This window comes from Streptomyces sp. NPDC051104, assembly GCF_040682835.1.
Lineage (GTDB): Bacteria > Actinomycetota > Actinomycetes > Streptomycetales > Streptomycetaceae > Streptomyces > Streptomyces cynarae.
The window spans coordinates 25,544-37,289 of sequence record NZ_JBFBBS010000023.1 but is presented as its reverse complement, the minus strand read 5'-3'; the positions used below and the strand labels follow the sequence as shown (position 1 = coordinate 37,289).

5 protein-coding genes and 4 pseudogenes are annotated in these 11,746 nt (G+C 69.7%); 5 read left to right on the top strand and 4 right to left on the bottom strand.

Annotated elements, in window-relative coordinates:
• Positions 1 to 98 precede the first annotated feature (98 nt).
• Positions 99 to 1,256: a low temperature requirement protein A gene (locus tag AB0N14_RS26530; RefSeq protein WP_366028266.1), complete on the top strand. Its 1,158-nt coding sequence runs from the start codon at positions 99 to 101 to the stop codon at positions 1,254 to 1,256.
• Positions 1,257 to 1,352: 96 nt separating this feature from the next.
• Here the strand turns inward: AB0N14_RS26530 and AB0N14_RS26525 are convergent, their stop codons facing one another.
• Positions 1,353 to 2,123, bottom strand: coding sequence for an AraC family transcriptional regulator (locus tag AB0N14_RS26525; protein ID WP_366028202.1), 771 nt, complete (start codon positions 2,121 to 2,123; stop codon positions 1,353 to 1,355).
• Between the two features lie 70 nt (positions 2,124 to 2,193).
• On the opposite strand from AB0N14_RS26525, the pseudogene AB0N14_RS26520 reads away from it, so the two are divergent.
• From AB0N14_RS26520 to AB0N14_RS26510, 3 genes and pseudogenes are all read left to right on the top strand, one after another.
• Positions 2,194 to 3,002, top strand: a pseudogene (locus AB0N14_RS26520) (phytanoyl-CoA dioxygenase family protein).
• Complete coding sequence (locus AB0N14_RS26515; protein ID WP_366028201.1) at positions 2,999 to 3,310, top strand: hypothetical protein; 312 nt, start codon at positions 2,999 to 3,001, stop codon at positions 3,308 to 3,310. The pseudogene AB0N14_RS26520 and the gene AB0N14_RS26515 overlap by 4 nt, the downstream one beginning before the upstream one ends.
• 240 nt (positions 3,311 to 3,550) lie before the next feature.
• A pseudogene (locus AB0N14_RS26510) lies at positions 3,551 to 3,724 on the top strand (oxidoreductase); the annotation flags it as partial.
• Positions 3,725 to 3,890: 166 nt separating this feature from the next.
• Here the strand turns inward: AB0N14_RS26510 and AB0N14_RS26505 are convergent.
• Positions 3,891 to 4,891: pseudogene (locus tag AB0N14_RS26505) on the bottom strand (cyclase family protein).
• Positions 4,888 to 5,565: a CGNR zinc finger domain-containing protein gene (locus tag AB0N14_RS26500; RefSeq protein ID WP_366028200.1), complete on the bottom strand. Its 678-nt coding sequence runs from the start codon at positions 5,563 to 5,565 to the stop codon at positions 4,888 to 4,890. Before AB0N14_RS26500 ends, AB0N14_RS26505 begins: the two are co-directional and overlap by 4 nt.
• Before the next feature lie 410 nt (positions 5,566 to 5,975).
• Between AB0N14_RS26500 and AB0N14_RS26495 the strand changes: the two genes are divergently transcribed.
• Complete coding sequence (locus AB0N14_RS26495; protein ID WP_366028199.1) at positions 5,976 to 6,908, top strand: 2-dehydropantoate 2-reductase; 933 nt, start codon at positions 5,976 to 5,978, stop codon at positions 6,906 to 6,908.
• 143 nt (positions 6,909 to 7,051) lie between these two features.
• On the opposite strand, the pseudogene AB0N14_RS26490 reads toward AB0N14_RS26495, so the two are convergent.
• Positions 7,052 to 11,150 (bottom strand): annotated as a pseudogene (locus tag AB0N14_RS26490) (discoidin domain-containing protein).
• Positions 11,151 to 11,746: the final 596 nt, after the last annotated feature.

The window sequence follows — 11,746 nt, the reverse complement described above, 5'->3', positions numbered from 1 at the left end:
GCTCGTGGACAGGAGAACGGGAAGGAGCACGGGCGGTGAGTGAGCGCGCCGACGGCCCGTCGGGCGGCAGGGTTCCGGTCGGGCCCTTGCTGCGGACGATGGTCCGGCGGGACCCGACGGAAGCGCACCGCGTCGCGACACCGCTGGAGCTCTTGTTCGATCTCTGTTTCGTGGTGGCCGTCGCGCAGGCCGGTGGCAGGCTGGTGCACGCCGTGGCGGCGGGCCACGCCGGGCAGGGTGTGGCCGGCTACGCCATGATCTTCTTTGCCGTCTGGTGGGCCTGGATGAACTTCACCTGGTTCGCCTCCGCGTACGACACGGACGACGTGCCCTACCGGCTCACCACGTTGGTGCAGATCGCGGGTGTCCTCATCCTGGCTGCCGGGGTGCCGCGCGCCTTCGACCGCACGGACTACTCCATCGTCGTGATCGGCTACGTGGTGATGCGGCTGGCCATGACGACTCAGTGGGTCAGAGCGGCCCGCAGTGAGCGGGGCGACGCCCGAATCACCGCCCTGCGGTACGCCGCCGGCGTCGTCCTCGTGCAGATCGGCTGGGTGGCGTTCGGGTTCCTGCCGCACACAGCCGTGAAGGTGTGGGTGTTCGTTCTCCTCGCGGCCGCTGAACTCGCCGTGCCCGTGGTGGCCGAGCGTCACAGGCCCACTCCCTGGCATCCCCACCACATCGCCGAGCGCTACGGACTGTTCACCCTGATCGTCCTGGGTGAGACGGTCGCCGCCGCGACGGTGGCCGTGCAGGGGGCTCTGGACAGGGGCGGTTCGACGCAGCTGCTTCCGATCGCCGCGGGGGGCCTGCTGATCGTGTTCGCCGCCTACTGGATCTACTTCGTCGTGCCCATCCACGAGCACCTGCGGACGGGCAGACGTGCTTTCCTGTGGGGATACGGGCACTACCTGGTCTTCTCCACGGCCGCCGCCATCGGCGCCGGACTCGAAGTGGCGATCGAGCAGGTCGCCGGCCAGGCCCACGTCGGCGCCACCAGCGCCGCCGCCTCGGTCACCGTCCCGACGGCCGGATTCGTCTTCTTCACCTGGCTCCTGCACGCACGCCACTACAAGCCGTCACTGCGGCAGCAGGCTGTCCTGCCGCTGACCGCGGTCGCGATCCTGGCCTGCACGTTCGCGGGCTTGTGGGCGGTGCTGCTCGCCGGATGCGTCGCGGCACTCAGCGTGGCCCTCTCCTTGATCCAGCACCACCGCATCACCCGGTCATCAGACGCTGCAGCCATTCCCTGAGCTCGTTCGAAGTGGCGTGACAGAGATCCGCCAGGTCCTCCCGCCGCTGCCACCGAGCCGCCCGAGCGGGCCGCCCGCCGGTGGCCGGTGCAAACGTCAGGCGTCGAACCCTCGTAGGGCACGCGGAGAGGCTCCGAGCTCGCGTCGGCACGCCTTGTTGAACGCTTGGAGGTCGGGGATGCCGACGGATGCGGCGACCGCGGAGATGGAGAGAGTCGAGGCGCGCAGCAGGTGATGGGCGCGGTCGAGTCTCCGGCTGCGGATGTAGCCGACGACCGTGTCGCCGATCGCGGCGCGGAACAGCCGTGTCAGGTGGTTGTGCGAGACCCCCGCGGCCCGTGCGACATCCGGCACGGTGAGCGACGTGGCCAGGTGCGACTCGATGTAGGCGATGGCGGTGCTGACCGCCGGGTGCGGACCGGGCCGCTCGGCGGTCGGAGCCAGGTGGGCGATGCGCCACAGCGCGGTCCAGATCTCGGCTCTGGTGCGCTGTGGATCGCGGGGGAGGGCGGTGACCGCCTTCCGCAACAGGGAGTCGAGGACGGAGAGTTCGGGGCCGGCGTCCTGGACGACGGGCACGGTGCGGGAAGGTCCGGCGGCCGCGATGCGCAGGTGTGCGTAAAGATGCTCGGAGCGGCCCTGATAGCGGTAGCGGACCGTGACCCCGGGCGGTACGAGACTCACGCGGTCGGGTCGGATGACGTACGGGGCGCCGTCGACGTCGAGTTCGGCGTCGTACTGGTACAGGTGCAGCTGCCACAGCTCAGGGAGCCGGAAGACGTCGGTACGGCTCACGACACCGTGGACGCCGACGCCGGCGTTCGCCACGACGGACGGTTCACCGAGCTGGAGTTCCGTCTCGAGCATGGTGAAAAATTACCAGTAGTGGTGAACCGCGCCCACGCGCCGAGCGGTGCTTGCTCCCTACGGTGGCCGCATGGCAGACATCCCATTGCTGAGCTCGGTCGAGATGGCCCGCTTCGTCGCGCACGGCGCGTTGCGCCTCGACGCCGTCGTACCCCCGGACATGAGGAGGGGCTCGAGGTCCTGCGCAACGGCATCCCCGGTGCGCCCTACGGCAGCAGCGTCCAGGACGCCTATCCGGACGGATCGTTCGTCCGGCGCCTGATCGAACTTCCCGCTGTGGCAAGCTCGTTGCACTCCCTCGTCGGTCCGGGGCCGAGCGTCGACCACCACGCCGTGCACGTGCGCGAGCCCCATGAAGGGCGGGCTCAGCCGCTTCACGGAGACGCGATCATCGATGTGCGCACGGACGCCTTCGACGTCCAGTTGATGTACTACCCGCAGGACGTGACGCCCGACATGGGCGGCACCCTCAGCGTGCCCGGCAGTCATCTGCGGCGGACGAACGAGTCGGACACCGGCCGCTACCAGAACCTGCGTGGTCAATCCAGGCTCGTCTGTCCGGCCGGCACTGTGGTGTTTTTGCACCACGGACTCTGGCACGGTGGGCGGCGCAACGACAGCGACGTGGAGCGCTACATGTTCAAGATCCGTTTCAATCCGACGGTGCGGCAGCGGCGCCTGTGGGACACCTCCGACCTCGACGATCCACGTGTCACCGAGAACCTCAGCGCCCACTTCCCCTGGTACGAGCACGCCACCGCACGCCTGGAGTTCTACAACCGCGTCCTGCTGTGGCGCGCACTCACCGGGGACGACTCCTTCGACCTGGAGCACTGGGTGACCCGGGTCTCCAACCGCCCTGAGGAGGAGGCCGCATGAGCGTACGTCAGCAGGTCCTGGTGCTCTACCTGGCCACCTCCGCGCTGGATTCCGAGACCGTGGGCTGGTCGCGGTACGACGGCACGACACGCACCTCGCCGACGACCGGGGACGGCGACGAACCGCCGTACAAGTCCGGGGTCCATGCCCTGGAGGACGGCTGGCGGCTGTTCCAGGCCGCCCAGTTGATCCCGCCCTATCCGGGACACGAGTACGACGTGTCGTTTCTCAAGCACGAGTTCTTCTTCGAGAAGCTCGTGGAAGTGGACGCGGGAGACGGGACCGCGCGGACAGAGTCCTCCCGGTAGTGTCCGCCTGTCGTGCCATGAGACATGAGGACCCGGTGTGCCTCGGTCCCTGGCAGACACCGAGGCAGGCCATGGCCGGCCGCAGGGGCGCGTTCCGCACGGTCGTACCTGATCGGTGCTGCAGTCGCCCGGGCGCGACCGCAGCACCGATCAGCTGGTGACCCCCGGCATGGGGCCGCCCTCGGATCCGCCTGCGGTGGAGGAAAGGCGAGCGGGAAGGAAGATCACTACTCTGCATGAGTGCTCTCATACGACGAGTTGACTTCGCCAGAGCGTGAGCTGTGCAACGGGTTCCCCGAGGGACGCCGCGTGGATCTGCGCACGGGCGTGCCCGAGGACGACCGTGTCGCCGAGGGTGGGCAGTGGGGTCCCGGGCGGACGGTGCGGGCTGTCCTGGCGCCGACCCTGCTGGGCGCGCTGTCCTTCGGCAGTCACGAGTTCGACGGTGGTGCGCGGCGGACAGCGCCACTCGACGCCGGGTGCCTCGGCCGGCTCGCCGAGCCGGATGTCGCCCAGGCGTTGCGGCCTTCCGCGTCGCGGAAGTCGCGGCTGACTCCGGCGGCGAAGCGGTCCCCGGCCATCACAGCACCGCCACCGGGGTGACGGGTGAGCCGGTGCCACCGGGGATGTTCAGGGGCGCCACGAGCAGGAGGAACTCGTAGCGACCGGCCTGCGCGCAGGCAGCGGAGAGCGCTTCGGGATCGAGGTTGTCCAGCAGGGGGACGCCCATGGCGGTGATGGCGAGGGCGTGCACGGGGGAGTGCAGCCCGTCGACGGGTGAGGGCCGCACGTCGCTGTCGCGCCGTCGCCGCCGAGCAGGGCGATCCCGCGTTCGGCCAGCAGGGGCATCGCGTCCACGTGGAGTCCGGCGCTGGCGGCGTCGGGGTTCCAGGCGCCGAGTTCGGCGCGGCGGCGGAAGTGACCGGAACGCAGCAGGACCGCGTCCCCGTCGCCGACGGTCACCCCGAGAGCCTTCTCGGCGGCGCGTACGTCCGCGGCGTGGACAGCCGTGCCCGGATCCAGCCAGTCGATGCCGACCACGGCAGGCAGGTCCAGCAGGACTCCCTTGGTGACCAGGGGGCCGAGGGCCGCGACCGACCCGAAGCGGGCGCCGGCGGCGCCGACGACCTCCCGGGCGGTGTGCCCGTCGTAGAGCTGCCCGCGGTAGGCGATGTGGGAGAGCGCGTCGAGGTGGCTGACGCCCTTGCCGTGGTAGTCGGTGGCGATGAAGTCCTTGTGGCAGGACGGCTCGGGGGCCTCGACATCCCCCAGGTCGGACATGTAGTGCAGGGCCGGCTTGCCGTTGTCCGGGCCCGGCACCGTGTTCCACGGCAGCGCCATCGCGACGGTGGTGCCGGTGCGCACGAAGCCCGTGGCCCGCCGGGCGTGCTCCGGGGTGACCCGGTTCCACGCGCCGCGGCCGGCGTCCTCCGGGGACCAACGGCCCCAGGCGCGCACGGTGTCGAAGAGGGTGTCGAACTCCTCCCTGATGAGGGCAGGACCGTTGTCCGGAGCGGAATTCCGGAGGGAGTCCGGGGCGGGATCGGATGCGGAGGGGGAATCGTGCGGGCTGCTGGTCATTGCTCAGCGCTCCAAGGCTCGGAGGGTGTCGTCGGCCTGCCCGGCGGGCGCGGGAGGTCACCGGCCTTCTCGCGGTGGCGGCGGTGCCTGGCCGCCTTGGTGCTGTTGCCGCAGCGCTGCATCGAGCACCATTTCCGGGGTCTTCCCTGCGCGGCGTCGAGATAGAGCATCCTGCATATTTGGGAGTCGCACTCGCGCAGCGTCTGTCGTCGCATCGGATCCGAGAGCAGCGTGATCAGGTCTCGGGCGATCAGCGAGAGCAGTGCGGGAGCCGACAGCCCGGGACTGCTCGCTGCGGCGGGAAGGCCATCGGCGTCCACCTCGAGCCGGGGGGCCGGCGGGTGCACCCGGGCCAGTTGGTTCAGGAGCCGCACCGACTCCTCCCGCGGGGCGTGGCGGTGGAGGTATCCGACCGTGACGTCGTACGCGCAGGCCCGCAGGTCATGGAGGGCCTTGAGTAGCCCCGCCAAGTCTTCGTCCGGGTGAACGGCGAGCCGTACCCCCTCGCACCAGGCCCTGAGCCGGTCAATGTCGCCCATCCGTTCGACCGGCGTGATCGGGCGCCGCCCGACCGTGGCGATGAGGTTCAACGACAGGGATCCGGCGTCGAAGCGCAGTTCGCGGAGTTGTGCCGTAACCCGGGTACGTCGGACGTCCTGTGCTCCTTCGACCATGCGGCTATAGTAACCGTGCAAGAGGTTACTAAGGGGGGAACCGTGGATACGCGTCGCCCCGCTCTCCGCTTTTTCCGGTCCACCGCGCGGGGGAGCGGTCTCGGAGTCCATGGTGGCCATGGCCTTCGCGCTGCAGCAGGCTCCGACGGCCCGCGGCACCCGGGATTCGCGGGTCCGATCCCTTGCGACCGCCGTGCAGAGCAGGCTGCCGCACGCTGTCCTCTTCCTCTGTGCAGCCGGTGCCGGCGCCGCGCTGATCCCGGCCGCAGCCCTGGTACGCGCTCCGCAAACCCGCGAAAGGTCGACGACAAGAGGCGCGGCCGCGCCAGTCGGCGAGCAGTGAGCAGTCCTGCCGGGGACGGGAGCCCAGCCCGATTCACGTCATGTCCCGTAGCGGAAAGGAACACGTCATGCGCATAGCCGTAGTGGGGGCAGGCGGTGTCGGGGGCTACTTCGGCGCCCGGCTTGCCGCAGCGGGCCACGAAGTCACCTTCGTCGCCCGGGGCCGTCATCTGGAGGCCATACGGGAACGCGGACTGCTGGTACGCAGCCCGCTCGGCGACCTCAAGGTCCCGGCGACGTCGGTAGTCGCCACCATCGCGGAACTGGAACCCGCCGATGTAGTGCTCGTCGCCGTGAAACTGTGGGACACCGAGGACGTCGCGGCCCAGCTGGGCGGTGTCGTGGACGAAGGGACTCGCGTCATCTCCCTGCAGAACGGAGTCCGCAAAGACGCGGTCCTGCGCCGGCACCTGCCGACGCAGGCCGTGTGGGGCGGCGTCTGCTACATCTCCGCCGTCATCGAGGAGCCGGGCATCGTCTCCCACCGCGGCGCCATGCAAAAGGTGGTGTTCGGCCCCTACGACGACATGGACACCCCTCGCGCCCGCGACTTCCTCGACGCGTGCGTCTCCTCCGGCATCGAGGCAGAACTCAGCTCGGACATCGAACGGGTCATCTGGGAAAAGTTCGTCTTCCTGGTAGGGCTCTCGGCGACGACCACCGCCGTACGTCAGCCCATAGGGGTGATCCGGTCCGACGTTCACTGCCGGGAACTGCTGCGCGATGTGATGGCGGAGGCCGTGCGGGTTGGCCGTGCCGCCGGAGTGAGGCTCGATCCGGAGTTCGCCGACGAGTGGCTGGCGTTCTGTGACACCCTGCCGGCCGCGATGACGTCCTCGATGCACAACGATCTGATGCAGGGGAACCGTCTGGAACTGCCCTGGCTCAGTGGCAGTGTCGTCACCCTCGGCCGCGAGTTCGGGATCCCCACACCGCGCAACCGGACGATCGCTGACGTCCTGGTCCCCTACGAACTGGGACGACCCGATCGGGACCGCTGACCCGCACAGCGCAAGGAGTCGCTCCGGCGCCCACTCGGTCTGGTCGACCACTGACGCGCCACCGTCGGACGACGGAGCAGCCGCCGCCCGGCGGGTGACTCCGTGCCCCCGGGCCCGGGCGGCGGCCGGGGGCACGGAGTGCCTCAGCCGCGCAGCGTCGCGACCGGGCTGTTGTACGCCTCCGCCGTCAGCACCGGGTGCCGTGTCGAGCAGGCGCCCGTCGGCCAGGACAGGCGGACCGTCCGGGACTCGCCGGGCAGCAGCCACAGGTAGTTGTCGCTGTACAGCGTCGGCAGCACACGGCGGCCGTGCGGGTCCTCCAGCAGCGAGAGCCGGACCATGGCGGCCACCGCCGAGCCCTGGTTGCGGATCACCGCCGTCAGCTCCTGGCGGTCACTGGAGGGCTTCCCGGCCGACACCCCGGTGATCGCACCTGTCAGCCTCACCTGCTTCACCTTGTTCAGAGCCCGCAGCGCGGCGACCTCGCGGTAGCGCCAGTAGGTGTTCCGTGACAGCTCCCTGCCCCGGGAGTCCTCCAGGGTCAGCCGCAGCAGGTGCAGGTCCGGAAGGCCAGCCGTCCACGCCGCGGTGAACACCTCAGCGGTGGCGGCCCGTTCCACGTCCACCCGGGCCGTCCTGCTCTTGCCGAGCTCCCGGCCGGACAGGTCGTGGAGCCGGGCGGTGACGGTGGCGCCGCGCAGGTCGGCCGAGGTGTGGTTCACCGCGATGACCTGCCACTTCACCGGATCGGCCTGCACATGCAGCGGCTCACAGGCCGAACGGGCGCCGTAGTAGGTGCCGTTGACGTCGAAGTCGTAGTCGTACGTCTGCCAGACCGTGCTGTGCCAGGCCGGGTGGGACATCCACAGCATCAGACCGGAGGCGTTGTCCCACAGGTTGGCGTTCCACGCCTCGAACATGGCGCGGGTGTTCTCATAGTTGACGAACTGCACCTTGCGGGCGAAGTCGTCCAGGCCGCCGGACTCGCCCAGGCGGGCCTCGACGGCCGCCTTGTAGTTCTGCGGCGCCTGGTTCCCGTGCTCGCTCCAGTCGTGGTAGTACCACGCGCCCCGTATGGGCCACTCCGGCTCGTCGCCCGTCATGTTGCGGGTACTCGCCGCGGTGGAGACGACGGGCATGCCGATCTCGGTGTGGAAGCCGAAGTCTCGGCTGCCGTAGGTCATCGGGTCGAAGTACTTCTCCGGCTCCACCCAGCCGTAGGGGCCGCCGCCCGTGACGATGCCGCCCGCCGAGTTGTTCTGGTAGAGCAGGCCGGGCACCTGCTGCTCCACCGCCTCGCGCATCCCCTTGTCGATGGCGGCCGGTGGGTTGCCCTCGTTCGCTCCGCACCAGACCACCACGCAGGGGTGGATGCGGTAGCGCAGCACGGTGTCGCGGGCGAGCGAGTTGAACGCCTCGTGGTCCGGCGGGTCCATGCCCCACGCGTTGGGGAAGTCGTTCCACACCAGGATGCCGTGCCGGTCGCAGGCGGCGAAGAACTCCTCCCGGTCGCTGCTGCCGACCCAGTTGCGGATCATGGTGAAGTTCATGTCGCGGTGCATGCGCACCGCCGCGTCCATGCGCTCCGCCGGCATCCGGCGCAGCAGTTCGTCCCAGCCCCAGTTGCCGCCGCGAGCCAGCACGCGCACACCGTTGACGTTGATCTTCAGCGGGTCGGGCGTGTTCGACACGGACTTGACGTCGGTCCACTTCTCGCCGTCGTCGGACACCTGGATCGTGTACGACTTCGGGTACGCGGTCTCCCAGACGACGGCGACGCGGTCGAACGTCCGCGAGGATCCGAGGTCCACCTGGATCCACTGGTGGTCCTCGTAGGCGGAGGACCAGCGGGTGTTCGGGTCTCCGTCGGTGGCGTGCGACGCAGGGTGGTCGGACTCCTCCGTGGAGGCGGTGGCCTTCTGGTGCAGGGCGAGGTCGGTGCCGGGGGCACCGCGGTCGACGACACCGAACGACCACAGGGAGTTGCCCCAACTGGTATTGCGAAGCCCACAGTTGAGGCGCACGTAGCGTGCGGTCCGCCGGTCGAAGTCCTCGACCTGCAGGCTGGCGTTGCCGTTGTTGAACGGCAGCGGCACCGCCCCGTTGTCCACCGACTTCACGTCGGTCCAGTCCGAGCCGTTGGAGGAGACCTGGATGATGAAGGTCTTCGCGTACGCCTGCTCCCAGGTGAGGTCGACCCGGTCGAAGGACTGGACGGAGCCGAGGTCGACGCTGATCCACTGGTCGTCCTCGTAGGCGGAGGACCAGCGGGTGCCGGCGTCACCGTCGGTGGCATTGGCCGCGCCGTTGCTGTCCTGATCGGTGCTCGATGCGTCGGCGTGGGCGTGCAGCGCGAGGTCGCTGCCCGGCCGGGTGCTGTCCCCGACGGACACGCTCCACAGGGAGCAGCCCCAGGACGTGGCCCGGGTCAGGCACCTGATGCGGACGTGCTGGGCCCGCTGCCGGTCGAAGGTCACGGTCTGCGTGTAGGCGTCGCCGGACGCGGTGAACGCGAGCGGTACCTCGTACTCGTAGCCGAACTGCCGGATGCCGAAACGGGTGGTGCGCCGGTCGCTCTCCTGACCGCCCACCGAGGCGGTGAGGGTGAGGTCGTGAAGACTGGCCTCGCCCAGACCGTTCGGCCACCACAGTTCGGGGTCGCGCAGCCTCAACTGCCGGAAGGCCTCCGGGGCGAAGACGACGTCCAAGCTCTCGCCTGCCTTCACGGTGACGGTCTTCGACACCCGCACCCCGTCGAAGGCAGCCGTGACCGTCGCCTGCTGCGCGGCGGTGTCCGCGTTGCGTACAGGAATGACGATGGTCAGCTCGGCCACCGACACATCCGGCAGCGCGGGCAGCAGGGTGTCCACGCGTGGGTCGCCGATGACGACGTGTCCGGTCGATCTCAGCCGGACGTGGTTCCAGATGCCCGCCGCGCGGTCGCGCACAGCCGGCATCCAGTCCCAGCCCGAGGACGCCAGGTACGTCGGGGAGTTGAGGTTCATCTGCTGCGCGCCGGCGTCCACCCAGGACTCGCCCAGCGGACCCTTGTCACCGGGGCTGCCGGGGACCGGCATCGGCGTGATCCTCACCGCGAGCGCGTTCTCGCCGCTCTCGGTGAGCTGCCGGGTGACGTCGAAAGCGGCACGGGCGAACGGGTACGTCAGGTCGCCCACCTGCTTGCCGTTGAGCCACACATCGGCCTTGTGGTTGACGCCGTCGAACTCCAGCCAGATGTGCCGGCCGGCATTGGTGCGCAGGCCGCGCGGCAGCGCGAAGTCCCGCTTGTACCACCAGGAGTGGCGCGACAAGGCCTCCGGGATGTGCAGGTTGTTCAAACCCGCCACCGGGTCGGGCAGCTTGCCCTGCTCCACGAGTGAGCCCAGCACCGTGCCGGGAACGGTCGCGGGCAGCCAGGTGCTGGGTGTCGACGGACGTCCTCGACAGACCGGCACCGTCCGCGCCGGCCCGGTCGTCCATGGTGAGCCGCCAGCCCGACTCCACGGGCACGGTCCCGTCGTCGGCGACCGTGAGCCCCGGTGCCTCGCCGTGCCGGGTGCCCCAGTCGGTCCAACCGGTGACCGAGGGGCGGTGGCCCTCGGCGGTGCCGTACACCTCGAAGCCGTTGAGGCCGAGGGGCAGCGGACTGGAGCGCTTCTGAGAGGTCATGCGCACCCATCGCGCGGACACCGGGCGGGGAAGCTGGATGTCCACGACGCCACCGGTTCCCGCCGTGGTGCTGTACACCGTGGTCCAGGACTTGTGGTCCACGGATGTCTCGACCACGAAGACCAGGGAGAAGCTCGACTGGATCTCCTTGCCAGTGGTGCCGCTGTGCACATTGCCGGTGGTGGGCGGCGTGTACACCGGGTCGGAGGCGTCCGCCTCGAAGGTCAGGCGGACCTGAGTGACCTCGCAGTTCGCCTGCAGGTCGACGGCTATCCACTGCGGATCGCCGCCCTCGGCACGCCAGCCGCTGCCCCGGACACCGGGAGAGGAGAAGCGGTCGACCACGAAGGAGCCGGGGGTGGCGGCGTAGGCAGTCGAAGAGACCGAGACCGGCCGGTAGAGCGCCAGCTCACCGGGGGTGGCGGCGGAGTTGACCGGCGCGCTGTCGGGTGCGGCAACGGCAGTCGTCACTGGAAGCACGGAGCTGAGGCCGAATCCGGCCAGCAGGGTGGTACCCGTGGTGACGATGGCCCGTCGCGACGGATGGCGCGACGGATCCGACTGATCTGTCATGAGCGTGACGTCCCATCAAAAAGCGGTGCAGGCCGGAGCGACTCCGCGCCCGCCGCAGCAGGAATGACAACGTTGCCAAAGGCTGGGTTGCGCAGCGCCTCATGTCAACCCCTGGTACGTGGATCGGTGTGTGACCGCTTCCGCCGTCTGCTGACAGGTTCCGGTGGACCGTGGCCATAGCGAACGAGGGAACCGCGCGGCCGTGGGTCCGTGTGAGGTGTCCCCTCGGCGCAGACCGGACGGGAAGAGTGCGCACACCGGGAACTCACCTCTGTTGGGGACGGCGGGCAGAGACCTGCAACTGTGCAAGCCGCGGCCACCGTTCGGGTCATGGCCGCCGGCCTTGCGACGATGTCCGCCAGGCGCAGGCCCAGATACTGCTCGACCGCGACGAGGCGGAGCCGACGCCTGCCACGGCCCCGCTGGGCAGTTGCAGATGCGACTGGCGGCGAACGGCGATCTGGAACTGCAACGCATCTTCACACGGGTATCTACGGCAACTCCGGAATCGACCCTTCAGGGGCCCACTGCCCGCCCGCCGGTATGGGCGCTTACCGGCATCGGCTCCGCCGTCTCGACGCCCGACCACGTCGTCG

Coding starts and splice junctions, on each gene's coding strand:
- AB0N14_RS26530 (WP_366028266.1), top strand. CDS start 99: ATGGTCCGGCGGGACCCGACGGAAGCGCACCGCGTCGCGACACCGCTG.
- AB0N14_RS26525 (WP_366028202.1), bottom strand. CDS start 2,123: ATGCTCGAGACGGAACTCCAGCTCGGTGAACCGTCCGTCGTGGCGAAC.
- AB0N14_RS26515 (WP_366028201.1), top strand. CDS start 2,999: ATGAGCGTACGTCAGCAGGTCCTGGTGCTCTACCTGGCCACCTCCGCG.
- AB0N14_RS26500 (WP_366028200.1), bottom strand. CDS start 5,565: ATGGTCGAAGGAGCACAGGACGTCCGACGTACCCGGGTTACGGCACAA.
- AB0N14_RS26495 (WP_366028199.1), top strand. CDS start 5,976: ATGCGCATAGCCGTAGTGGGGGCAGGCGGTGTCGGGGGCTACTTCGGC.